21 protein-coding genes and 1 tRNA gene are annotated in these 23,613 nt (G+C 65.2%); 9 read left to right on the top strand and 13 right to left on the bottom strand.

The features are described 5' to 3' along the window. Window positions 1–82: 82 nt before the first annotated feature. Window positions 83–205, bottom strand: a complete 123-nt coding sequence (locus ACWEOO_RS37455) for a hypothetical protein (RefSeq protein WP_452147078.1) — start codon at window positions 203–205, stop codon at window positions 83–85. A 328-nt stretch (window positions 206–533) separates the two neighbouring features. Beyond that, window positions 534–1,973, bottom strand: a complete 1,440-nt coding sequence (locus ACWEOO_RS37450; protein ID WP_452147077.1) for a sialidase family protein — start codon at window positions 1,971–1,973, stop codon at window positions 534–536. A gap of 1,048 nt (window positions 1,974–3,021) precedes the next feature. On the opposite strand from ACWEOO_RS37450, the gene ACWEOO_RS37445 reads away from it, so the two are divergent. The 4 genes from ACWEOO_RS37445 to ACWEOO_RS37430 all read left to right on the top strand — a co-directional run bounded on the left by ACWEOO_RS37445 (window position 3,022) and on the right by ACWEOO_RS37430 (window position 9,258). Next, window positions 3,022–5,217: an ATP-binding protein gene (locus ACWEOO_RS37445; protein ID WP_452147076.1), complete on the top strand. Its 2,196-nt coding sequence runs from the start codon at window positions 3,022–3,024 to the stop codon at window positions 5,215–5,217. Window positions 5,218–5,633: 416 nt separating this feature from the next. Further along, window positions 5,634–6,833 carry an ABC-three component system protein gene (locus ACWEOO_RS37440; RefSeq protein WP_452147075.1) on the top strand — a complete coding sequence of 400 codons (1,200 nt, stop codon included), beginning with the start codon at window positions 5,634–5,636 and terminating at the stop codon, window positions 6,831–6,833. Window positions 6,834–6,844: 11 nt separating this feature from the next. Continuing rightward, window positions 6,845–7,324: a three component ABC system middle component gene (locus tag ACWEOO_RS37435; RefSeq protein WP_452147074.1), complete on the top strand. Its 480-nt coding sequence runs from the start codon at window positions 6,845–6,847 to the stop codon at window positions 7,322–7,324. A 281-nt stretch (window positions 7,325–7,605) separates the two neighbouring features. Further along, entirely contained in the window at window positions 7,606–9,258 is a 1,653-nt protein-coding gene (locus tag ACWEOO_RS37430) for a DUF3732 domain-containing protein (protein ID WP_452147073.1), read from the top strand. 673 nt (window positions 9,259–9,931) lie between these two features. On the opposite strand, the gene ACWEOO_RS37425 is transcribed toward ACWEOO_RS37430, so the two are convergent. The 7 genes from ACWEOO_RS37425 to ACWEOO_RS37395 all read right to left on the bottom strand — a co-directional run bounded on the left by ACWEOO_RS37425 (window position 9,932) and on the right by ACWEOO_RS37395 (window position 16,367). Then, window positions 9,932–11,464, bottom strand: a complete 1,533-nt coding sequence (locus ACWEOO_RS37425) for a hypothetical protein (RefSeq protein WP_452147072.1) — start codon at window positions 11,462–11,464, stop codon at window positions 9,932–9,934. A gap of 24 nt (window positions 11,465–11,488) precedes the next feature. Further along, window positions 11,489–11,842 (bottom strand): helix-turn-helix domain-containing protein, encoded by a 354-nt coding sequence (locus tag ACWEOO_RS37420; protein ID WP_452147071.1) that lies wholly within the window; start codon window positions 11,840–11,842, stop codon window positions 11,489–11,491. After that, window positions 11,839–12,972: a tyrosine-type recombinase/integrase gene (locus tag ACWEOO_RS37415; RefSeq protein ID WP_452147070.1), complete on the bottom strand. Its 1,134-nt coding sequence runs from the start codon at window positions 12,970–12,972 to the stop codon at window positions 11,839–11,841. Before ACWEOO_RS37415 ends, ACWEOO_RS37420 begins: the two co-directional genes overlap by 4 nt. 529 nt (window positions 12,973–13,501) lie before the next feature. Continuing rightward, a complete protein-coding gene (locus ACWEOO_RS37410) occupies window positions 13,502–14,638 on the bottom strand; it encodes a methyltransferase domain-containing protein (protein WP_452147069.1) in 1,137 nt (378 codons plus the stop codon). Between the two features lie 5 nt (window positions 14,639–14,643). Continuing rightward, complete coding sequence (tgmB, locus tag ACWEOO_RS37405; protein WP_452147068.1) at window positions 14,644–15,591, bottom strand: ATP-grasp ribosomal peptide maturase; 948 nt, start codon at window positions 15,589–15,591, stop codon at window positions 14,644–14,646. A gap of 2 nt (window positions 15,592–15,593) precedes the next feature. Beyond that, a complete protein-coding gene (gene tgmA / locus ACWEOO_RS37400; RefSeq protein WP_452147067.1) occupies window positions 15,594–15,824 on the bottom strand; it encodes a putative ATP-grasp-modified RiPP in 231 nt (76 codons plus the stop codon). 270 nt (window positions 15,825–16,094) lie between these two features. After that, window positions 16,095–16,367, bottom strand: a complete 273-nt coding sequence (locus tag ACWEOO_RS37395) for a hypothetical protein (protein WP_452147066.1) — start codon at window positions 16,365–16,367, stop codon at window positions 16,095–16,097. A gap of 150 nt (window positions 16,368–16,517) precedes the next feature. Between ACWEOO_RS37395 and ACWEOO_RS37390 the strand changes: the two genes are divergently transcribed. From ACWEOO_RS37390 to ACWEOO_RS37380, 3 genes are all read left to right on the top strand, one after another. Beyond that, on the top strand, window positions 16,518–17,768 hold the full coding sequence (locus ACWEOO_RS37390) for a helix-turn-helix transcriptional regulator (RefSeq protein WP_452147065.1): 1,251 nt from the start codon (window positions 16,518–16,520) through the stop codon (window positions 17,766–17,768). Beyond that, window positions 17,765–18,322, top strand: coding sequence for a hypothetical protein (locus ACWEOO_RS37385; RefSeq protein WP_452147064.1), 558 nt, complete (start codon window positions 17,765–17,767; stop codon window positions 18,320–18,322). Before ACWEOO_RS37390 ends, ACWEOO_RS37385 begins: the two co-directional genes overlap by 4 nt. 423 nt (window positions 18,323–18,745) lie before the next feature. Continuing rightward, on the top strand, window positions 18,746–20,506 hold the full coding sequence (locus ACWEOO_RS37380) for a recombinase family protein (protein ID WP_452147063.1): 1,761 nt from the start codon (window positions 18,746–18,748) through the stop codon (window positions 20,504–20,506). Here the strand turns inward: ACWEOO_RS37380 and ACWEOO_RS37375 are convergent. Continuing rightward, window positions 20,485–20,573 (bottom strand) — tRNA-Leu (locus ACWEOO_RS37375). The two genes, ACWEOO_RS37380 and ACWEOO_RS37375, sit on opposite strands and share 22 nt — an antisense overlap. 153 nt (window positions 20,574–20,726) lie before the next feature. On the opposite strand from ACWEOO_RS37375, the gene ACWEOO_RS37370 reads away from it, so the two are divergent. After that, entirely contained in the window at window positions 20,727–21,536 is an 810-nt protein-coding gene (locus ACWEOO_RS37370; RefSeq protein ID WP_452147062.1) for a maleylpyruvate isomerase family mycothiol-dependent enzyme, read from the top strand. 10 nt (window positions 21,537–21,546) lie between these two features. Next, window positions 21,547–22,035 (top strand): VOC family protein, encoded by a 489-nt coding sequence (locus ACWEOO_RS37365; RefSeq protein WP_452147061.1) that lies wholly within the window; start codon window positions 21,547–21,549, stop codon window positions 22,033–22,035. On the opposite strand, the gene ACWEOO_RS37360 is transcribed toward ACWEOO_RS37365, so the two are convergent. The 3 genes from ACWEOO_RS37360 to ACWEOO_RS37350 form a co-directional block, all read right to left on the bottom strand. Beyond that, window positions 22,022–22,516 (bottom strand): endonuclease V, encoded by a 495-nt coding sequence (locus tag ACWEOO_RS37360; RefSeq protein WP_452147060.1) that lies wholly within the window; start codon window positions 22,514–22,516, stop codon window positions 22,022–22,024. The genes ACWEOO_RS37365 and ACWEOO_RS37360 overlap by 14 nt on opposite strands. A gap of 168 nt (window positions 22,517–22,684) precedes the next feature. Next, window positions 22,685–23,308 (bottom strand): dienelactone hydrolase family protein, encoded by a 624-nt coding sequence (locus ACWEOO_RS37355; protein ID WP_452147059.1) that lies wholly within the window; start codon window positions 23,306–23,308, stop codon window positions 22,685–22,687. Then, a complete protein-coding gene (locus ACWEOO_RS37350) occupies window positions 23,298–23,543 on the bottom strand; it encodes a hypothetical protein (RefSeq protein WP_452147058.1) in 246 nt (81 codons plus the stop codon). Before ACWEOO_RS37350 ends, ACWEOO_RS37355 begins: the two co-directional genes overlap by 11 nt. Window positions 23,544–23,613 lie beyond the last annotated feature (70 nt).

The raw sequence follows: 23,613 nt of genomic DNA, 5'->3' as shown, positions 1-23,613 counted from the left end.
CGCAAACCCTTTCCCCGGCGGGGTCGCCCCACCGGGGGGGCGGACTACCCACAGGTTGTGCCGACCCGGCGTGGCGCCTCGCCTATGCGACCGTCCTGCTTGGAGCCAGCTCCGCCTCGAAACCTCGACGCCACGACGGGTACTTCGGGCACCAGTCGAGGACTCGCTTGAGGGCGGTGTTGTCGGCACCGCGCAGTTGAGTCATGAACGGGACACCCCAACCGCCGATCGCCAGTCTGGCCAGTGTCTCCGTCCGCGGTTGAGAGCAGTAGTTTGAAGTCCTCGAACTCGCCTGTGGTGTAGCAGTGGCAGGCGAAGTGTGGCAGGCAGCAACAGGTTAGTCTCTGCGCCTGGGATCAGCTTGGTGGCTGGTTGCGGTTCGCAATCAGGGTTGAGGTGCCTGACGATGGCCGAGAACCCGAGGAAGCTGTCGGCCATCGGCATCAGGTCGTCGTTCCAGATCCCCCGGTGTCCACCTCAAAGGCACTGGGGCTGGGCAACGAAGTCAGTGGAGCTTCCGGGGGAGGCCTGTCTCACCGGCCCGGGGCGATCTGTGCGAAGAAGATGTCGGTTGGTCCGTTCTGTGCTTGTGGGGTTGCCAGGCCGAAGATGGCGGCGAAGCCGGTCTTGAGTCCTGCAAGGCCTTGGTATTCGCCGAACCTGTTCTGCGCGGGTGGTGCCGCGGTGCGGAGGTCGGTCGGTCCGGCGACATGGATCTGCTGCCAGGTCGCGCCTGCGTCCCGGGAGGAGGAGAACCACACATCGGCTGTTGTCTCTGTATCGCCCGCTCGGTCGTTGCGCAGGTCGTACCAGATGACCCCGACCGTGCCGTGCTTGTCGACGGCGATCGCAGGTTCGAAGGCGAACGCGCTGACGCCGGGCAGCGTGATCGTGGTCCAGGTGCGGCCGCCATCGCTGGATTTCACGATCCCGATCCCGCCGGCCGTGGGTGAGGTGCTGTTCTCGTAGGCGACGTAGACGGTACCGTCCGGTCGGACCGTCGAGCTGGGGAAGCCTGGCTGCGGGAGGATGTCGCCTGTCTCGGGGTCGTGGAATTCGCCGGGGAGCGGTTTGGACCCGGCCTCAACGGGCGGCAGCCAGGTACGGCCTTCGTCGAGTGAACGTGCGGCTTGGATGGATGCACGTTGGGTCGCAAAGTCAGCACGGGCGAAGATTGCGAGCAGTGTTCCGTCCGGGAGGGCCTGGATTCGGGGCGCCAAGTCGATCGCGAACGGGTCGGCCTGGTCCACGAGCACGGGGGGCGACCACGTTGCGCCGCGGTCGCGCGTCCGCGAGAACGACACGGTGTTCGTCCACGGCGGGTCGATGTCCACGCGGAAGTTCGCCCACGTCATGTAGGCATGGCCTGGTTTCGTCGGGCTGCCGGTGATTGCCGGCGTCTCGTTGCCTGCGAGCCGGGGAGCAACCGTCGCCGGTGGAGCCCAGCGGCGGCCACCGTTGTTCGAGTGGCTCGCGACGATCGCGATCTCGTCCGGGTCGGTCGAAACGAGTCCGGCCTGCCCGCCGAAGTACGCCGTACCGTCGCCGCCGAACGACACCCACGGATCGCTCGCGGTGTCGGCGGTCCCGCCGGTGCAGCGCGTGAGCCCCGGAACGGCAGTTCGGCGCCACGTCTTACCACCGTCGAACGAGGAAGCCACCAGATCGTCCCGGGCGTTGAACTCCGGGGAGATGTCCTGCTTCCACGTGGCGATGAGGTTGCGGGGGTTCCGCGGATTCACCGCGATCGCCGGTTCGACCACGAGGCCGGGGATCTTCAATTCGTCATGGAAGGCGCCGGGGCAGCCCGCCGCGAAGGGCGTCGGCCCCGAGACAGTCGTCAGGGTCTTGACCGTGTACGGCGGGGCCGGCGGGCCTGTCGCTGTGGCGGTGGTCGCGGCGACCAGTGAGATGACTGCGAGGCCGGTGAGGCCGATGAAGCGATTCCATGCCGGTCGGTGGGAGCTTGTCACGAGGTGATTCCTGTCTCCTCGGCTGGCGCACGGTGCCAGCGGTGGGCGTTGGACGTCAGGCCGCCGGCGCGAAACGCCGACGACGTCGCTCCTGAGAGCACGTGGACGCGGCCTGGCCTCGGAATCGAGGCAGCTACTAGCTGGCCGCATTACGCCGGCGGTCCTCGACAGCCCGCAGCTCAAAGGTTCATCCGGGCACCCCCCACCCCATCCCCAATCCACCCAGCTTGCTCCCGCCGCTATGCCGAGGCAATGCCCAACGAACGTGCAGTTGCGAGCCCAGGTGTCCGCCCGCCGTCGACGCAGCTGATCAGTAGTCCGGTCAACAAGCTGCTGCCGTTCTGGGCCAACCGTCCACGAGAAACCGGCGTACCGACTGGCCTTCAAGTCCCAGCGGGCGCCGATCCCGGTCGACGAGTCTGGGTGGGCGGTTCGATCCGGACAACACGGTGCACGACATGGCAATGACCATCACTGGAGGGTTGTCGAAGTCCGAGCGACAGCACGTGCAGCGTCGGGTCTGGGCGGCGATGGCTGCGCAGGTGCTGATCGGCGGGCGGTACCAGGGCGGGCGTGCGCCCCATATGTCAGTCGGGCAGAACTCGATTCGTACATCGACCAGCTCGGCGACATAGCGAGGGCACTGGATCGAGCGAGTCCGGAGCACTTAGGAGAGCTGTATGCCTCGCTGAGATTGGCCGTGACATACAACCACGTCGGGCAGAAGCTCGACGTAGAGATCGACCCACTGGCCGACCGTGTGGTTAAGTCGCGTGTCCGAGGCCGGACACGCACCTTAACCACACGCTTGGAGCTCGACCCACCGGAGCTGCCACGGACCCCGTAGCCGCTGATCGGTTCTCCTCGATCACCAGCCGATCGCACCGATGGAGGTGCGTGATGAGTCCGGTCTGCCGATCTCTGTGGAGCGAGTTGAGATTGGCTGCCGGCACGACTCCATCGCGTGACGCGCCGGGTCGGCTGCAGTGTGTAGTCGGTGAACGATAGCGTTCGGTGACCAGAAGACCTGAGTGCGCGGAGTCCGTCGGTGCCTTTGCTGATACGCGTCTATGACCGGGTAGCCCTGCTGTGCTCGGCGGTACCGCGTGCGCTTGATCTGATAGTTGCCGGGCTGATGCTGCGTCTGACTCTCGACCAGCTCAATGAGCGGCCGGAGTTCGTCGATGCGGATGCCATCATCCGAGTGGAGCGCAGGAGAACCCTTCGGCAGCTCAATCGCGATCTGGCAAGCGCGACCTCGGGGGAGCGGCGGAGGGTCTACGGCCGAGCTGCCGTCGCGGTCTCCGTGAGCATGCTCGCTTTGTGGATCATGCTCAAGCAGCTCGGTGCTCTCGGCCGCTGGTGGGAACATAGCGGTCGTGCCGAGGTAGGGGATCAGTTCGGGACTGTGCTCTCGGCGTCGATCGATGCTGTACCTGTGATCGTTGTGGTGGCGGCGGCCAACCTCACGGTTGCGGCGGTTGTTCGGCGGGTGCTGCGCGGAGCGACGAGATCCTTGGACGAATGGTACGAAGCCATGTCCGAGCGTCTCGTGATGGAACTGCGGATGTTGTTCAATGCCGAGGCCACTCGGTGGACTCCGACCAGGTTGCTCGTCGATCGGACGCCGGGCCTGTCTGGCCGGGATCTGGACGTTCCCTGGATCGAGCGGGCTTGCGCTCGCCGCGTCCACCGATTGATCACTGAACTCGGTGCGACATCAGTCGCCGTGAGCGGGCGCCGCGGCGTAGGCAAGACGACGTTGCTGAGAAGGATGCTCGACAGTGTGCGGACAGACGCACCGTTTCCGATCAGGCAGACCCCGCAGCTGCGGCCACCCTTGGCGATCTTCGTCCAAGCGCCGGTCGATTACGCGCCGAAGGACTTCTTGATCGATCTCTTCGCGGAACTGTGCGACACAGTGATCGAGGCGGATGGCGGCCGAGGTTTCGGGCCGAGATCCTTAGTGTCTCGGGCGATCGCCCGAGGAGTACGGTTTGTCGGCCGGTTTGCATGTGTGGTGCTCATTTTTGCGCTCCTCGGCGCAGCGTCGACCGAGACGACGTCAGATGCGGTCAGCGGCTGGCTGTCAGATCGGAGTGCGGAGATCGTCAGTTCGCTCGGGTTCGGCGTCCCTCTTCAACCCGAGGTCGCTTTGCTGGCGCTTCTGGGCTTGGTAGGTGTGATCGTTGTCCTGGGCGAGATCACGCAACCAGGCGCAGGTCCGCTGGCCCGAGAGGCCGCGACCGAGCTGGCTCATTTGAGGTACTTACAGACCATGCAGTCCGAAAGGGCTTTTAACCTGAGCCGGGGGCTGTTCGGCCTTGGACTGCGACGCGCGCGGCAGTTGGCGCAGCAGCCGCTGACGTTGCCGGAGCTGGTACGGCGATATCGCGATTTCGCGGAGCACGTCGCTTGCGAGCCCTTGCCCGGCAAGGGCAGGGGTCTGCTGGTCGCAATCGATGAGATGGATCGGATCGCGAGCGCTGAATCTGCCGAGCAGTTCCTCAATCAGATCAAGGCGATGTTCGACGTCCCGGGCTGCATCTACTTGACGTCTGTTTCCGAGGATGCGCTGGCCCAGTTCGAGCAGCGAGTCGCGAACCTGCGGACAACCGTGGACACGTCGTTCGACGAGGTCGTTTGGCTCCCCGACCTCTCCCTCGCCGAATCCCTGGATCTGCTGCGGCGCCGCGTGACCGGCTTCCCGGACCTGTTCCTCGCGTTGTGCTTCTGTCTGTCCGGAGGTGTTCCGCGCGATCTCCTTCGTGCGGCTAGGACTCTGGTCGATGTGCGGCACGACGTGGGTGTGGAGCAGTTGGGCGACATCACGCGACTGGTGGTGCGCCGCGAGGTGCGGTCATTCGCCAGAGGTGCTCTGCGATCGTCTTCTGGGTTGGACACGGAAGGCCGCAGCGATGTCGAGTCGCTCTTCCAGTCTGCTGGCAATGAGCGGTGGTCAGGATCGTTGTTCGACGTGGTCGATACGCTGTCCCGGGAGACCGCAGACACTGCCTCCAGGGCTGTACTGAACTACTACGCGGTGATCGAACTCCTGTTCCTCGACCACCGCGAGATCGTCGAGGCAGCCCTGACCGAGATACCCGATGCAGATGCCCTTCGCATTCTCGAAGACTTGGCAGCGGCCAGAGCCATGCTGCCGGTCAGCCCGCGACTCGCGACCAACGGACTCGAAGACATTCTTCGACGAGTGGGGGCGCGCGAAAGCACCTGCCTCGCCTGAAAGCAAGGACCACCGAGAAGGAGCTGGTTGTCTTCGACTCTCGTCGTCCGTGACATCGGCAACATCCAAGTCGAGGTGGTCTCGCCTCGACGGCTGCCCCCGACAGCCGGCTGGGGTCCGGACATTGGAACCCGTCGCGGTGTCTCGCCCGTGGGTATCCTGTAACGCAGCCGTGGTCCCCTCCGATTAGCACTTCGTGTCCACAATTTCTCGGAACTCGACCTTGCGGGGTCTAGCAGGATGGCGGTCGGGTCACTCGGGGTTCGCCTGGATGTGGCAATGCGGGCGCATGGGGCGAAGGACGACCAGCGTGCACGGCTCTTCCAGAGATCGAACTATCGCTCGCAGAGATCGGCCTGGCTACTCTGTGTATCCAGCACAGGTTCGACCTCTGAGTCGGTAGGGAGCAGTGGGGGATGACAGTCGGCGATAGCGGGCAATTTGAGGCGAGTGCCTCAGCCCTCGGCTTTGCGTATCAGTTCAGAGTCGCCTTACAGCGTGCCCTTGAGGCCCTGCCGCACGGTCTCGACTGGCAGGTTGGAGTCGAGTCTGCCGACGATGTCGAGTACATATCCGATGCGACCTCAGAGCGACTGCAACTGAAGCATCGAGCTGATGGCACTTCGTTGAGCGATTCCAGCGTGGATCTTTGGAAAACCTTGCGGATCTGGTGCGCAGCGCTGTCAGACGGTTCGCTCGAGCCATCCACGACAAGGCTGTACCTCATCACAACGTCGACCATTCCCAACAATTCAGCTGCCAGTCGACTCGGTCTCGAGGATCGCGATGTCGATGGAGCTTTGGCTATCTTGTGCGAGGCGGCGTCTAAGTCGAGCAACAAGGAGCTGAAGAAGGCGATCCTGGCGTGGAACGCGCTCTCCGAGGATGAGCAAGCAACCTTGCTGGAACGCGTGACCGTCATCGGTCAGGCGAACGAGGTTGAGGAAGTGCTTGAGGCGATACATCGAATCTGTTCGCTGTGTGTGCGTCGAGTGCACCTGGAACCGTTCGTCGAGATGCTGGAGGGATGGTGGTTCCAGCAGTGCCTGCGTGCCCTCGGGGGTCGTCGAAGCCTATATATTTCAGGCGAAGAGCTCGACGCGTACGTAAGCGATCTGCGTGAGCGCTTCTTACCCGACAACCTGCCCATCGCAGTAGATATCGAGGCTAGTGGGGCACCAGATGTTGAAGCGTTCGTCGAGAGGATCTTCGTCGAGCAATTGCGGCTGACCAGAATTGGTGCCTCGCGGATAGGTGACGCTGTCCGCGACTACCTGCGAGCGTTCACGCAGCGGTCCCGCTGGGTTCGGCATGGCCTCCTGATGCCGGCCGAGCTTGATGCCTATGAACGCCGACTCATCGAGGAATGGACCTACGTCTTCAATCGGCTTGCCGACGAGCTGCCTGCCGACGCGCTCGAAGACCAGAAAGTGGCCGTCGCGAAGCAGGTATACGCATGGGTGGAGGAAGCAACGGCACCGCCAGTCCGGGCGATGTGTACAGAGCGTTTCCTGATACGCGGCTCGCTGCACATGCTGGCAGACGCGATTAAAATCGGATGGCATCCAGATTTCGAGGCGCGCTTGGTCTCCCTTCTCGAACCGGTGGCGAAGTGAGTCGCCAAAGCATGGCGGTCACGTCCACCGAAACCGGCGCACTGCTCAATCCTGCCTTTATCGCCCTTCTGCTTCGACGGGCCGTCGAGGGGCATATGGAAGCATCTGCTACACCGATGCCATTGGTCCTCGCCTATCCAGTTTCCGGCATCGCATTGTATCCACCGGCCCGCGAAGCGTTGACGAACGTGATCACGACCAACCTGACCAGCTGGATTTCCAGGCATCCTCGGCTGCGAGCTGAGCTGCCGCCGCGGATGACCTCGCTGGTGCCGTTCGTGAACGAGGGCCTGCTCTTCGGCCTGCGGATGGACATTGTGACCTTGGGAGATGCGGCACTGATGTTAGGTGGATGCGGGCCGCATAAGTCGGTGCGGGGAGGGTCATCCGAGGTGGTCGCGGCTCAGCGCGCCTCCAAATATCTCGGTCGATGGTTTTCTCAGGCGGGCGACCCAGCGACTGTTCTTGCGCTACTAGGAGTTAGGCCGTGACATTCCAGATCCGAGCCATTCACCTCTTCAACTATCGAGGCGAGCGCCATTCCCTTTTATTCAGACTTAATCGGCTCAATGTAATCACCGGTGCATCTGCGAGAGGTAAGAGTTCAGTACTGGACATCGTCTCGTATTGCCTAGGGAGTGCCGACTACCCGGTTCCGGCTGGAGTGATCCGCAATACTGTCGCATTCTACGCTCTGGAGCTGGAGACGTCGGATGGAGCGTTGTTAGTGGCACGACCCGCTCCTCAGGAGAAGCGGAGCGTTAGTACGCGGATGCATCTCTCGTTCCGCGGCGTCTCGACGACTGCTGCTCCGGAGTTGGCGGATCTGGTCCTCAATTCAGACGTCGACAGTGCGGTGCAACGCCTGTCGCTGATTCTCGGCATCGGCGACAATACGACAGAGGTAGGTACAGGAAACCGACGGTCGTATGCGGCGACTGTCCGGCATGCGCTGTACTTTGTTCTGCAGGCGCAGGACGAAGTCGCGAGCCCGGATCTGCTGTTTCACGGCCAGAACGAGGAATGGGTGCCGCAGTCGATTCGAGACGTATTACCCTTCTTCCTTGGTGTCGTCGACCCGCTGTTCGTGCTCAAGCAGGACCGGCTTCGTGCGAAAGAGCGGTCACTGCGAGCCCTGCAGAAGCGCGCGGCTGACGAGCGAGCAATCAGCGAACCGAACGACCGTGCCCGGCTGCTCGCCGCGGAGGCGGCTGCGGTCGGACTGATGGAGCCCGCAGGCGACATGAACCAGGCAGAGCTCGTTGAGGCTCTGCTCGGTGCTTCTCGGGCGGGCGCTGGATCTGAGAGCGTTGCGCCGGTACTCGATGGTGGCGTTGCTGGCGCGCTCCTGGAACAGCGGGAGACTCTTCGTGCAGAACACGATCACTTGCGGCGCGAGACCTCTCGACTGCGCAGGCTCGTGCGATATGAATCGGACTTTGCCGGAGAAGCCGGTGAGCAGCACGCTCGGCTGAGCTCACTTGGACTGCTCCGGGTCGGTGACGAGACTGGGTCTGCAGATACCTGCCCGATCTGCGACTCGAGGCTGCCCGAACCCATTACGCATGTGGATCAGATTCAGCGGTCGCTGGAGCGTGTTGCGAGTCAGATCCAAGATGTTGGTGACGAGCTGCCGCGGCTGCAGACCATCCTGGGCGAGAACGAGTTTCGGCTCGCCGAGCTGGCCGATCAGCTTCGGCTGAACCAGCTGGCGATCGATCAGGCGACTGCAACGCAGGAATTGTTCGAGTCCCTCCGGGACCGCTCATTGCAAAGAGCCGCAGTGCGCGGACGTATATCGCTGTACCTGGAGAGCGTTAATCGGGACGTGGAGTCTGCATTCCTCGAGGAGCGAATCGCTGAGCTCGCAGCTGAGATTGAGGAACTCCGGGCGGACCTGGACGCCGATGCAGCCGCGGAGCGACTCGCCAGCGCGCTGTCTCGGATATCCCACTCGATGACCGATTTTGCAACAGCGCTGAAGCTGGAGCATTCGCCGGCGCCGGCCCGTCTCGACATCCGGAATCTGACTGTCGTGGTCGACACGGCTGGCGGCTCGTATCGACTGAACCAGATCGGAAGCGGTGAGAATTGGGTTGGGTATCACATCGCCACATTGTTGGCGCTGCACGAACATTTTCTGGAGGAGCGACGTCCGGTTCCCCGGTTCTTGGTCCTTGATCAGCCGTCACAGGTCTATTTTCCGCCTGATGTCCCGTTCGACAGCCCAGACGTCACCGACGATGACCGCGATGGGATCCGGAGAATTTACACGGAGTTGAATGCGTTCATTCACGCCTCGGAGGGATTTCAGATAATTGTGCTGGATCACGCGGATCTTCAGGACGACTGGTTCCAAGAAGCGGTCATCCAGCGGTGGCGAGGCGAAGGCGAGGGGCTGGTTCCCGCTGCCTGGACAGAGTAGCCATCGCCTGATCGGCTCGCCCGCCCCAGTCCCGTAGGCGCGGCTCGACTGCACGCCGATGGCTCACCATGCTGCGAAGGGGACCAACAACTTGGCGGACGAAATCGACCATGGCGCGGTCGACGATGTCTGGGCTGCTGCTCGTGCAGTTTGCCCATCACTACGACGCCGGCCGATGTAATCGACGACCTTCTGGCGCTGCTCACGCGTGTAGAAGTCCTCGTGGCCGCGGCCAGCGCCATACCGATTCAGGACCACTTGCGGTACGGACGCTGAGTGGATAGCAGGCGTGTCTGCGCGCGGCTCAAGGCCTCCCGGAGGGCTACGTTCGCGTACTGAAGATCGGTGACTTTGGCGCTGCAGACGATCGACTTCCGCGAGCAGTACGGCAACGTGTTCGGCCTCGATAGCCTCGGCGGAGCGGACCCGTTTTCGGCCTCGCCAGTTGCGGAGGCGGCACCGATCCGAGCAGAACCGTTGGTCGGATCTGGCCGCGGTGTAGGTGTCACCGCAGTGCTCACAGACGTGCTGGCGCGCGGTCAGATCTGGCCCGAACGGGGGTGGTAGGTCGTCCATGAATGCTCAACGTTCGACCCGCGGACTTGCCGACATACGCGTTGCACTTTGCGGAATGTTGGCGGAGGGGTCGTATTCGGGTTGGGTTGAGTTCGGGTCAGCGTGCGCGGTCGGCGATGTAGCCGGTCCAGTCGCGTGCGGCGAGCTTGGCCCAGTCGGCGGCGGTGCTGTCGGGGATGCCTAGGAGTTCGGCGAGTACTGGGGCGGGCATTTCGCCGGCGAGCTGGAAGAGTGCGGCTTTGCGTGACTCGTAGGGTTTGATGCCGATGGCCACGAGTTGGGAGCGGATGTTCTCGGTCTGGAGGTGTTGTCCGGGATTCCCGCCGGGGAAGAGCCATTGGGTGCCGCGGGAGGCGTAGAGGCTCTTGCCTCGCTGTTGCAGGTGGTCTCGGATGATCTGGTCGACGACGGTGGGCATCTGGACCGGGATGGTGCTGAACGTGACGTCGACACGGCCGTCGGCGCAGATGGTGACCTGGTTGGTGCGCATGGCAACGATGCGTGACAGGGGCTGCGCGAAGAGCAGGGTGAACAGGCCGCCGAGTCGGGTGTAGCTGCGCAGGGTCTGGTCGTGGAGCAGGCGTTCGACGTGCTGCCAGCGCTGCTCGTCGGAGATATTGACTGTGGGTGGTCCGGCCGGGACGTAGGGGATGCGCAGCCGGGTGTTGATCCGGCTGCGGCGCAGCCAGGTGATGAAGGTGTATTCCGAGGCCAGGCTGACGGTGTGGCTGATCTGGTAGCGCTCCAGTTGTTCCTGGGTGGCTGTGGCCGCGGTGGCGTCGTGTGCGTGGAGATAGGCGAGGAAGCGGATCGCTGCGGAGATGCGGTCGCGGGCGCCGTCGGTCATCGTCTTGGTGAGCTGTCCTTGGCGGGCCATGTTGCGGAGGTGGCGCAGCACGTGCCAGTGGGCGAAGCGTCGGACCAGTTCGGCGTGGTCGGCGGGGAGCGGGGCGAGTTTCTGGTCGAGCCAGGGCGGGATCCGTTCGATTCGAGGCTCGTAGGCGGAGAGCACGCCAACCGAGGCAAGGAGCTCACGCAGGTAGTTGTGGGCGCGATCCGAGGGCAGGGCGCAGAAGGTGTCGTGGCTGATCTCGAGCTCACCGCGGGCCATTTGGCCGAGCAGTCGGGGGCCGATGCCGGGTTGCTTGCGTAGCCACCAGATCCCGGTCTGAGGCCGTTCGGAGGTGACCAGTTCGTTGAACACGGGCCGCAGCCGGGTGTGGATCTGGCCGGTGCCGGGGTCGGTCAGGAGTTCGGTGAGCCGTTCGCGCAGGAAGCAGCGCGCGCAGCGGGTGGCGCCATATGGATGGTCTTCTTGACCACACTCGTGACAGGCGAAGACCGACTCGGCGCCGGCGCAGGACGCGCAGACAATCCTGTCGTCGCCGTCGCCGTCGCCGTCGCCGTCGCCGTCGCCGTCGCCGTCGCCGTCGTCGTCGTCGTGTTCGCGGTCGTCTGCCCGGTCTGTGGATTTGGTGGATTGGTAGGCGAGTGGGCGGGTCGTGCCGCAGCCTGGGCAGGGTTGGGGGTGGTAGTGGCGTCGCCGGCGACATGCCTTGCAGATCCAGGCGTGTGGCAGCCGGGTGTGGATGCTAGGGCTGCCGCAGTCGAAGCACGATGGCTCACTCATCTGCTTGCTCGTCTGCTTGCTCGTCTATCGGTCGCCAGGCCGGCGGACGCGTGCACGGATCGGCCGCAGGTCACCGATTCCAGGCCCTCCATCAGGTGCGGCCTGGCCGGCCGCGGGTGCCTGACGGATCTGCTCCTGGCGCACCTCGAGCAGATCGTTGGGCGTGCAGTCCAAGATGTCACACAGCGCCGCGAGCAGGTCCACGTTGATCCGTTGCGGGGTCTTGGTGACGACCCGATGCACCATCTGGCGGGAGATTTCGACACCTCGCTGATGCAGCGGCTCCACCAGATCGGTCGTGGCGAACATGCCGTTCTCGGCCATCACCTGGCGCAGATTCCACCGGATCACCATCCTCACGCCCTCGCTCATCGTCATCCGTCCTCCCGGCCCTCGGCGTCGTCCTGGCTGCTGGCGTTCGTTCCGTAGACCCGCTGGAGCGCGGCCTGCAGGGTCTTGGTTTTGAAGTCGTTGGACACCGAGGTGTAGATCGCCGTGGTCGAAGCGTAGGAGTGGCCGACCTGCTCGGTGACGAACCGCTCGGGGTAGCCGAACTCGATCAGGTGGGTCACATAGGAGTGCCGCAAGCAGTGCAACGTGAGGTCGGCCGGCAGCCCTGCCTGGGCGCGCAGGAACGCGAACCGTTTGTCGATCGTCTTGGCCGACACCCGCTGGCTGCGTTCGGTCAGCCACAGTTCCTGCCGTGGCCCGGGCTGCAGTAGTGGACGGGCCTGCTCGACCCATTGCCGCAGCCCGTCGATGGCCCAGTCGAACTCCGGGACCGCCAGCACCGTGCGGCGCCGGGGTGCGCTGCCACGGCTGGACTTGGCATAGCGGACGTGCACCGCACCGAAAGTTCCCCACTGCGGCATCCGTGGATTCGGGCGCAGGTCGGCGACATCGAGGAAGCACAACTCACGCCGCCGCAACCCGAACGCGTAGGCCGTCTTCACCATCTGCGCGTCCCGCAACGCCGCCAACGCACCCTTGCGGCCCGACCCGGCGACGACCTCGACCCGGGAGTCAAGGAAGTCGAACAGCGTCTGCAACTCGTCATAGCTGAACGGCCGGCGCTCGGGTCTGCCCTCGTAGTCGACCAGGTGTGCGGCGGTGTTGTAGTCATGGCAAACCTGCGACGGGACGGCCCCGAATCGCTCCTCGCACTGCCCGACCCAGCCGTAACGGCCGTCCAGCAGATAGTCGCAAAACAGCCGCAACGTCAGGTGATAACCGCGGATCGTCGACGGCGCCAACCGGTCATCACCCGCCATCAGACTGGCCGTGAAATCCTCCACATCGCCGGCCGTCCAATCCCACGGATGCGACCCGGCGAACTCGCTGAATCGTCGTACCAGCGACAGTCTCGGATCAATCGTGGCATCGGCCAGCAACCGCGACGTCTGCTGCCTGGCCCACCCCGACAACATCGCCTCGAACACCGCCGACGGCTCGTCCAGATGCACCACGCCGGGCGCCAGCACCAGATGGGCAGAGCCCGGAACAGTCACGCAGACACCTCAACGGCCGTCAACTTAAATGCGACAATGACAACCGGAAGTTACCAGGCTCGGACGCCCAACCCCACCACCAGCACAGTCCCGGCGCGCCGTGAAATCTCGGCGAAGCACTCGCCCCGTGTACTACCGGAATCGGTCAATTCTGAGTTGATTCGCGGCCTTCACTCCTCAAGTGCCAGAAGTGTGCCAGGGTTCGATGAGTCGGTTTGGTCGGTTGCGAGTGCATCGAGTCGTCTGGCTTGGGTGCGACTGCGCAGCCGGCCGCTTCGTGGGCAGAAATGTGGCGAAGGTCAGCGAGATTCGGAGCCAGGTTCTAGTGATCGGTGTTTGGCGTATGGAGGGCGCGCCGTTCGGTCCGGACGTCTCGCCATCACTGACCAGGATCTCGAGGTGATTGCCGCAGCGGTCGCCAGGCCGCCGACGTCCTGTTGACCCGACAGGCGTTGGCGACCAGCGGGTCACGGCCTCGGGTCGGCTGGACGACAACAGGGTTGTCCAGAGTGAGGCGGGCCGCAGTTGATCAGAGTTCAAGCGTCCAGGTGTGGTCCGGGCTGATGAGGGCGTTCCGGTCGCCGGTGAGCTCGACGGTCATGGTGTGGAGGGGGAAGTGGCCGGCGGCTGCCCGTTTCGCTTGGACGCGTTCTAGGTCGTCCCATAGGCGGCGTGGGCCGCTTTGGTGGACGGTCTTGGTTTGGCTGTCGGCGCGTGCCCAGGATCCGTCGGCTGCTAGGAGCCACAGGAGTTGGCTTCCGTCGTCGCGGGTTGCGGAGCGGTTCTCGATGTCGGGGGTGTCGAGCTCGTAGAGGCAGCGCAGTTCCCAGTCTTCCCACAGGTCGGGCAGCGGGCCAGCTAGTTGGCGGGTCTCGGTGCCTGACTGGTCGCGGGCGGCGTCGTACACGTGATCGAGGCGGGCTGGGTAGTCGGTGTTGCTGCGGGTGCGCATGAAGGTGGCTGGGTCTGGTTGGACGCGTCCGCGGACTGCTCCGTCGGCGTGTTTCTCGGCGCTGATCAGGAGTGAGGTGCCGGTGATGGTGGTGACGAGCGTTCCGCCGGGGCGGAGTGCGTCGAGCCATGCGGGTGGGATGGGGCGGACGGAGACGGTTGCGATGATGCGGTCGTAGTCGGTGTCCGGTAGTGAGCCGGTGGCGTCGGCGACCTCGAGGTGTGGTGTTCGGCCGAAGTTGGCGAGGCGTTCGCGGGCGGCGTCGACGAGGTAGGGGTCGACGTCGATGCTGGTGACCTGCTTGTCGCCGAGGCGGTGTGCGAGGAGGGCGGCGGAGTAGCCGGAGCCGGTGCCGACGTCGAGCACCCGGTCCTGTTCGTCGGGATTGAGCAGGTGGAGCATGCGCACGATCAACCCGGGCAGGGTCGAGGACGACGTCGGGAGACCCGTTGGACGATCGGACAGGTCGGCACGGTCGGCGTGGAGTGCGCCCACGCGGGTCACCAGCGTTTCGTCGGCGTAGACCTCCGTCCACGGTTGGTCCGGTTGCGGTGTGCGGAGTCCCCAGGCGAAGGGGTAGCTGTTGGGGATCGGCTCCCACCACCTCGGCACCAGTTGGTGCCGAGGTGTGGAGCTGACCGAGTCGTGCCACTCCGGCGCGGCCGCGGTTACCTCGTCGGCGAGCTTGCGAGCGGCTTCGGTCCAGTCAGTCACGGGAGTCAATCGTCCTTTCCTTGGAGGGCATCGGCCATTGCCTCGATCATCGGTACGCCGGCCTTGACTGCGAGCCAGTGCCATTGACCGTTCGGGTTCACTTCGAAGAACACCCAGCGGCCTTCCGGGGTCACGGCGAAGTCGAGGGCTCCGAAGTACAGGCCCAGTTCGTCCATGAGCAACCGGACGCCCTTCTCCACCTGTACCGGGAGGTCGATCGGACCGTAGGTGAGGGACGGATAGTCCGTTCTCCAGTCCAGTCTTGCAGCCTCACTTCCGGCGTGGATCGCGACCGGGAACATCCGCTGTCCGATCACGGTCAGGCGTACTTCACAGCGCTTGGGCACTCGCTCTTGAAACAGATGTGCAGTGCCAGTCACGCTCGCGTCGATCTCATCGGCGCGGAGAACAGTGGTCGGCAGGTATCTGTGACGTCGTTCCGCGGTGAGTACGCCGCCGCCGAGACCTTTGTAGATGACTTCCTCGGTGCCGATGAACTCACGTGCATGATCGGGATCCGAGGTGACGACCGTCCGCGGTACATCGAGCCCTGCGCGCGCTGCTACTGCAAGCTGAACCGGCTTGTAGTTCGCGGCCGAGTCCTTCGCCGGATGATTGATCCATCGAACCGGAAGCGACCCCAGTACGCCGAGGACTCCGACGCGCGCCTCCGACACTGCGAACGCCCGTGCCTCGTCCGGCCACGCGCTCGGCACACTGAACTCGGCGGGCCGACGCCACCACACGGCACTGACCGCTATGAGATCGACTGACCGCTCACCGGTCAGGCGCCCCTCCCAGCCCTGCTCCCCGAGGATGGCAGCTACGCGGGACGACTCCGGGAAGTCGGACGTGTCGTACCGGACGACCGACGCATTCCGCCTGGTCAGCTCGTCGATGACGGCGTCGGCCGTCAGGTCGTCGCGGCCGGTCAGCACCAAGACGGTGCCCACGGTCAGTAGTTGTCGGTCGAAGTATCCGATCCTGGGCGCTGGCCGTCGGGGATGGGGGTCTCGGTGTTCGTCTCCGGCAGGGCCGCGGCGATCGCGTGATACGGGTTGCCGGTCGCGGACACGTTCAACTGGAGGTTGGCGCTGTAGGCCATCGGCAGTTCCATCGGCGCGGTGTCCGGCCCGGAAGCCAGGTGACGGACGCCGAACGGCACTGCACTCGTCTCGTTGCTCATGGTGAATCTCCTCTGTCGGTGAGGGTTTGGAACGGCCGGCCCAGGACGGACTCGCTATCTCGTCCCGCGCCGGCCGGCTTCTGGGCTGCGGCGTCGGTGATTCGCTGACAGCGCAGGTGTCGGCCAGGTAGGCCGTGGATTCGAAGGTTGATGACGTGTGCGTACTGCTCTGCGAGGGCTGTCGGGGCGATGTGCTCCTCGATCAGGTAGTCGCCGAGCCACAGCTGTATGCGCCAGAGTTTCTGCTCGGCCATCGAACTGTCTGGTCGCTCAGGCCGGGCGATGGGGGTCGAGCCAGCGCACGACGGTGGATCCGTTGTGGCCGTGTACTGCGAGGAGCGCGTCGAGGCCGTAATCCCAGACGACTGTGGTAGCCCACTTTCCGCGCCACCGCAGCGCCACGGTCCCGTCCGACCACTCGACTCCTTCCGCCACGTCGCCGGTACCGCTGACTCCGCTGAGATCGACGGAGCGCCGTAGGACGAACCGGCGTGGATCCGCCACACTTCTGGCCGCGTGTTCGAGCTGTGCATCGACGTTCATTGGAGTTCCCCTTCGAGGTCCTTGATCTCCATCCAAGGACCTCTGACTGCGGAACGTAAGGAAGAAGTTGCTGCCTGTCGCTCGGCGCGAACCGGAAATTTCCGGGCAGAACGCTGTCGGCCCGTGACTCGCCGTACATATCGTTGGACTGTGGAGGGAAACCAGGCTCTGAAGGCGCGCATGGCCGAGGTCGGCCTGACCCAGGCCGAGCTGGCCGAGGCGGTCAACGCCGATCTGCGACGTGCGGGCTACGGGGGCACCGTCAGCGATCGAACGGTGCGGAATTGGTTGACCGGGAAGACTCGCTGGCCACATCACCGCCAGCGCGACGCACTCTCCGCCGTCTTCGGCTGTCCGATCACGGATCTCGGATTCGTCGCTCCGCCTGAGCCGGGGCCTGTCCCGAGGCGCCGGTTCATTGGCACGTCTGCGGCGACCGTCATGGTCGCCGCTGGGGCCTCGACGCAGCGCGGTGCCCAATCTCGGGTCGGTGCTGGTGACGTCGAGCGGCTGCTCTCCAAGTTCGCACTGATCGTTGCGAGCGATCATCAGTACGGCGGAAAGCTCACCATCGAGACGCAAGCGTCCGCGCTCGCCGGGGAAGCTCTCGCGCTGCAGGCGCGGGGGACTGCGAGTCAGCGCATTCGAAGTGCGCTCTACGGATGCGCGGCCTCGTTCACGTCGAGTGCCATGTGGGCCGCGATCGACGGTCGCAGGTTCGATACAGCGCAGCGCCATTTCGATCGCGCGGCGGGCCTGGCCACGATGTCAGGCGATCCAGCGATCCAGTTCAGGATCTGGTCGCACGCCGGCAGCCTCTACCGCCACATGGCCAGGGCTGTCGACGCGTTGGCTGCGAACGATGTCGCGCGTCGGTTGCCGGTTGCGAGGCGAGATCCGATGTTCGCGTCACTCGGCCACGCAAGGCATGCGGCGATCCTGGGGCAGACCGGCGATCACCGTGCCGTACGTCAGGCCATTGTCCATGCCGAGGATGCCCTGGTCAGATCTGAACCCGGTGACGAGCGTCCACTCTGGCTGAACGCGTTCTACGACCAGGCCGAGTTGGAGAATCTTGCCCTAGCGGGCTACCTGGCGCTCGGGGACTACGAGATGGCTGAGGGCCATGCTCATCGAAGCCTCGCGCTTCTACGGCCTGGCATGCGACGTACCCGATCGATAACCACCGCCCGACTGGCCAAGGCACAGCTCGGTCAAGGCGATCTGGAGGAAGCGGTTGCAACCGCGATGTCGATCCCGCTCGAACCGACCGGTCTTCATCCACGCATCAACTCGATGCTCCAAGACTTCGGCAGCACACTGCAGATCGCCGCACCATCGAGCGACCCGGCAACCGCCTGGAATCAATACGCACACGACTCACTGAGGAAGCTTCTGTGACCCCTGACGGTATTGCGCTGCGCCACTCCACGATGATCGACGACGTGTGGAGCACGATGATCGAGGTGTACGCCGACGTGCGCGCGGACCAGCTTCACCTGCCGAACTACTCGGTCGAGCGATTCGGCGAACAGCTTGCGCGGCATGCGGCGGATCCGGGGTGGGAAGTTGTCATCGGCTACGACACCGAGGAGCCGGTGGGGTTTGCGTACGCGAACACCCTCATGCCCGACGACCGCTGGTGGCGCCGGATGACCACCCCGCTTCCCGACGGCTGCACCGACCTGCCGACCGTGGCGGTCAAAGAGATCATGCTGCGCAAGCCGTGGCGGGGCCAGGGCATTGCCCTGCTGATCCACGACGAGCTCCTCCGCAATCGTCCTGAGGCGCAGGTCTCGCTGCTGGTCAACGCATTGAACGGCGACGGGAAGGTCAAGGCGCTCTACGAGTCCTGGGGCTACGAGCCGATCAGTACACAGCAGCCGTCCGTCGACGGCCCGGTCCTCACCGCCATGCTCCGGCCAACGCGGCCAGCATCACGATCTGCAGGTTGAGGTCAGATCAGGCAGGTCTCAGCTGACGCCGAACGCAGAGAACGGTCCCTGCATTCCTCGCCCGTTCCGCCCTCCATCACGGCCTCGCCGTCAGGTCTCGTCACGGATCACAGTCGAGGATCTTCGCCGGCTCGGTTGGTGCTGACACCTCGGAGCGCTAACCGACATGGTGCGCAAACACTCGCGACGTTTCGCAGCGCTTCCCGATTGCCAGTTCTTTGGTTGCCGCGCGCGTTGAACGTGCATGGCGGATGGTCGAGAGGTTCAGCGGGAACGGCGTGAGTCGTGGGTCGGAGTAGAAACGCCGGATCGGGCGCCGACGCTCTACCCACAGGCTGCTCGTGTGCTTCGGCGGATCATCATTCGGCTGGCACGATCGCGGCGAAAGTCCGATGACTGGCCTCGGGTAGAGGAGGACGCATCTTGAGTGGGACGGACGAGTGGGCGACCTTGGATGACCTGTTTGGGATGGAGGCGTTGGCGGATCGACCCGCGGGCGGCAGTGGGATCGGGCGGCTCGCGTTTTATGGCAGGTGTTTGACGGAGGACAACCAGGATCCGAAGTCGTCGCTCGTTTGGCAGTTGGGGGAGGCCGCGCGGTTCGTCGAGCCGCTCGGGGGTGAGATCGTCGAGGAGTTCTTCGATATCGGGCAGTCGCGGTCGTTGCCGTGGGAGCGGCGCGACGAGGCCAGCCGGGTACTCCAGGAGTTGAAGAATCCTCGGCGCGGCTGGGACGGCCTCGTGGTGGGGGAGGCGACGAGGTGCTGGTACGGCAATCAGTTCAGCTTGACCTGGCCGAAGTTTCATCGGTACGGCGTCTCGCTGTGGATACCGAGCCTCGGCGGGCAGTTCGATCCTGAGAACACCGTGCACGACATGGCGATGACCATCACGGGTGGGCTGTCGAAGTCGGAACGTCAGCATGTGCAACGGCGCGTACGCGCGGCGATGGCGGCCCAGGTCATCACCGATGGCCGGTACCAAGGCGGGAGGGCGCCGTACGGGTATGTGGTCGTCGACGCCGGTCCACACCCGAATCCGCGGAAGGCGCAAGAGGGCTACCGGCTTCGGGTACTTGCCATCGACAACGAGGCGTCAGCAGTAGTCGAACGCATCTTTCAGCTCTACCTCGACGGACTGGGGCTAAAGTCGATTGCCGAGACGCTCAACCTCGACGGAGTGCCGTGCCCGTCGGCTCACACGCCTCAGCAGAATCGGCACCGCAGAGGCGACGGCTGGCAGCACACCACGGTGAAGGCGATCCTCGAGAATCCGCGGTACACCGGCTTCGCTATCTACGGGCGGTGGCAGAAGGTCGAGGAGTTGCTGGATCCGGAGGATGTGGCTGCCGGGCACGTGGTGCGCTTCCGGCGGTCGCCGCAGTCGAAGATCGTGCGGTCGCGGGAGCCTGCCCATCCCGCGATCGTGTCGGTCGATACGTTCACGCGCGTGCAGCTGGAGCTGCGTGTGCGTCGGGGGAGTGGGCCGGCGGATCAGGCGAAGCGGGAGCGGACGCGGGTTACCACGACGCGCCTGTATCGGCTCCGTGCTCGGGTCAGGTGTGAACTGTGCGGGCGCAAGATGCAGGGCGCGGCCCGCAAGCACGCAATCTTCTATCGGTGCAGCGCGCGGACCCTGGTGCCAGGCTCACCGGTGGCGGACCTCCATCCAGCCAATGTGTACCTCCGCGAGGATCTGCTGACTCGCAAGGTGAACGCGTGGATCGCGACCCTGTTCAGCCCGAAGAACCTTGACCAGACGGCAGAGGCGCTGGCGGCTGTCGACGATGATCACGAGTCGGCATCAATCGCGAATAGGTTGGCCCAGAGGGTCCAGGCAGCGGAGTCAGCGATGGCCCGGCTGCGGCGGGCGCTCGAGGCCGGCTGGGATCCGGCGGCACTGACAGAGCAGTACAACGCGGCGGTGGCCGAGAAGCGGTCCGCGGAGGCCGAGCTCGGCGCGTTGAAGGTGCCGGAGCGGGTGTCGGCCGAGGACATCCGCAAGATGGTCGAGGAGCTGGGCGACATGACGGCGGCCTTCGATCAGGCCGACGCGAGCGACATGCGAGCACTGTACGAAGCGCTGGGTCTGCAAGTGATTTACAGCCACGAGACCAGATCGGCTGAAGTCGCCATGAGCCCCGCTCTGCGGGGCTTTAGCGTTGGTGTCCGAGGGGGGACTTGAACCCCCACGCCCTAAAACGGGCACTAGCACCTCAAGCTAGCGCGTCTGCCTATTCCGCCACCCGGACGAGTGGTCGTACCGCCTGGGCGGTGCCGACCGGAGAACAGTAGCAAACTCCAGGGGTGGAATTCACATCGGGGCTCCGGGGTGGTGACGGTGGCGTGTCGGGGGCGTAGTTTGAAATTCAAACAGTGGCCTCTGGGGTGGAGGTGAGGACGCCGTGGACGAGTGGAACGGCATGGCGTACGCGGGTAAGGAGACGATGCTCCGGGTGGTGCGGCAGGAGGCGGAGTTGTTCTTCGGGATGGCCGAGCGGGACGGGGTCTGGGAGGCGCCGACCGGGGCCGGGCACTGGGAAGTGCGGGACGTGGTGGCGCATCTCGCGGACACGACCGAGTCGTACTTCGTGGCGTTCGACGCGGCCCGGTCGCACGCCGAGGTGCCTGCGGCGTACGGGCTGCCGGGGATGGCCGAGCGGGTGGACAAGCAGGCGCTCGCGCTGCGCAGTGTGCCGCAGGACGAGCTGGTGGAGCGGTTGCGGACCGACTTCGACAAGATGATGGGGATGTTCGACGCGCTCGGGCCGGACGACTGGGGCGGGTTCACGGTGCAGCACTTCTACATGGGTCCGCTGCCGGCGTTCTTCTACCCGGCGTTCCAGTTGATGGACTACGGCGTCCACTCCTGGGACATCCGGCAGGGCACCGGCCGCGCGCACGGGCTGTCCGGCGAGGCCGCCGACCTGCTGGTCCCGTTCATGTTCGTGCTGTGGAAGTACACCACCGGGGCGAAGGATCCGTGCGAGCTCGGCATCCGGATCACCAGTGGCCCGAACGCGGGCGACACGCGCGTGACGGTCGGCCCGGACGGTATGGACTACGCGGCCGGCGACATCGATGATCTGCCGGCGATGATCGAGTTCGATCCGGGCAGTTTCGTCCTGACCGCGTTCGGTCGCAGCAACGCCGGTACGATCCGGGGCGACCGGGCCGTCGCCGACCGGTACCTGAACTTGTTCTTCCGGATCTGAGGGGGAGTGGATGACCGAGATCGACCTGTCCACGATCGAGGCCGAGCGGCACCGGATCAGGTCGGCGTACCTGAAGCCCGGTGGTACGTCGACGGCCCGCGGCCTGCATCACACGGCACTGCTGAGTGCGGACGTCGAGCGGACGGTGCGGTTCTACCAGGACGTGCTCGGGTTTCCGCTGACCGAGATGGTCGGCAACCGGGACTACGAGGGGTCGACGCACTTCTTCTTCGACATCGGGAACGGGAACCTGCTGGCGTTCTTCGACTTCCCCGGGCTGGATCTCGGGCCGTACGCCGAGGTGCTCGGCGGACTGCACCACCTGGCGATCTCGGTCGAGCCGGCGCAGTGGGAGCGGCTGAAGCAGAACCTGGACGAGGCGGGCGTGGAGTACCTGGAGGAGAGCGGTACGTCGATCTACTTCCGCGACCCCGACGGCGCCCGGATCGAGCTGATCTCCGACCCGCTCGGCGAGATGTACGGCCTCAAGGTCCTCTGAGCAACCGCGCGGCCTGCCGGGCGCGCCGCAGCGGTTCGGGCGTCCGGCGCCCGGCGTTGCACAGGTTGATCACCCGCACGGCGGTGGCGAGGTCGGCCCGCCAGCCCGTATGGACGACGAGCGGACGAGCGCCCGGCTTGGTCCGGAGCCAGGTGGCGACCCGCTCGCCGTCGATCGCGAGCGCCGAGGTCGCGCCGGGCTCGTCGGCCGGCCACGGTCCGGTCGCGATCAACGGCCGGTGGGTGACGCCGATGGTGGGGAGATCCAGTGCGGCGCCCAGGTGCGTGGCGAAGCCGGCTCGGCGCGGGTGATCCGCCCCGGTGGCGTCCAGCAGCAGGACATCGGGTGCGGGGGCGAGGCGGCGTACGACGTACTCGCACAGCGGCCCGAGGCGCAGCGCCAGCAGCCCAGGAAAATATGGGCCCGACGCACGGCCGCGACGCAACTCCTGCCCGACAACCTCGCCGCCGTCCTGAACCACCGCGGCCGCCCAAGCGGGATCGCCCGCAGCACCAGAACTCGTCAGGCCGCGCTGGAAGCAGATCCAGACGGCGCCGATTAGCAAGCGCTCCGGCGGATTCCATAGCGCTGGTCGCAGCTCGGCCAGCTCGAGCTCGCGCTATCAGCTCGTCCTGCTCGGTCGGCCAGGTCATCCGTGCAGGTGGGCCTGGAACCAGTTGCGGGCCAGGTCGGCCACTCGTTCGAGGGTGTCTGGTTCGGTGAAGAGGTGGGTGGCGTTGGGGACTACCTCCAGGTAGTTCGGGCAGTGGAGTTGTTGCTGGGCGTCGCGGTTGTGGCGCAATACGTCGAAGTCGAGTTCGCCGACGATCAGTAGCGTCGGGGCCGTGACGTCGGCCAGGTGGGTGGTGGCGAGGTCCACGCGTCCGCCGCGGGAGACGACGGCGTGTACGTCGGAGCCGGTGCCCGCCGACCAGAGGGCCGCAGCACCGCCCGTGCTGGCGCCGAAGTAGCCGACCGAGAGGTCGAGCCGCCGTCTGGCCCATTCGTGCGTCGCCCGCAGCCGATCGGCCAGCGCGGGGATGTCGAACACGTTGCGCCGGTCCTGAGCCTCTGTCGGCGTCAGAAGGTCGAACAGCAGCGTGGCGATCCGTGCCCGGTTGAGGACGTGCGCGACGTACTTGTTCCGCGGGCTGTGGCGACTGCTGTCGCTGCCGTGCGCGAAGATCACCAGACCGGCGGCCGGTGCCGGCACTGCCAGCTCACCAGGCAGCTGTACGCCGCGGGCATCGACGACGACCTGTTCAACGTTCATCACGCGATCCGTCGGGGGACGGTTCGCCCGCCGGGTGTTCGACGAGGGCTACGACCCGGGCGGACAGGAAGCGGGCGGTGCGGATCGGCGTGCCGGAGCGGGTCACCTCGACGACCTCGGTGACGCTGCGGTTCGTGGTGACCTCGACGCGGCGGCCGGCCTTGGTGGCCGTGATCTCGTACGACGAGACGCCGTTGCCCGTGTCGACGACGATCTCGACCCGATCGCCCTTCATGGATCCAACGTACTCGTCCCAGCCGTTGACCGGGCCGCCGCGCCGGCGGGATCCTCGTGTCGGGGTGGGG

The sequence above is a fragment of the Kribbella sp. NPDC004138 genome, assembly GCF_053603655.1.
The sequence above is the reverse complement of the archived record's forward strand: the minus strand, read 5'-3'. Positions and strand labels throughout refer to the sequence as shown.